We start from the raw sequence: 222 nt of genomic DNA, 5'->3' as shown, positions 1-222 counted from the left end.
TTTGCAAAGGCTGCAACTCTTTTTCTTGTGTTAATCCAGTGTACACCTGGCGTATATAAAAGTTTGTAGTGTTGTACATATTCTTAGCGTTATGACAACATTCTTGAAAATAAGAATACATACGATGCCCTTTTTTAATCCAAATTTGAAGAGTTTTATAGTTTGATGGATTTTCCTTTGTCATTTTATTCACCTCCTTGTTAAGGATATTATAGCAAAAAA

The 222-nt window shown here is 31.1% G+C and carries 1 pseudogene; it reads right to left on the bottom strand.

What is annotated here, in order from left to right:
• Positions 1 to 184, bottom strand: a pseudogene (locus tag FOT98_RS30655) (RNA-guided endonuclease InsQ/TnpB family protein); the annotation flags it as partial.
• Positions 185 to 222 lie beyond the last annotated feature (38 nt).

The sequence above is a fragment of the Bacillus sp. HY001 genome (genome assembly GCF_007558965.1).
Classification (GTDB): domain Bacteria; phylum Bacillota; class Bacilli; order Bacillales; family Bacillaceae_G; genus Bacillus_A; species Bacillus_A mobilis.
The sequence above is the reverse complement of the archived record's forward strand: the minus strand, read 5'-3'. Positions and strand labels throughout refer to the sequence as shown.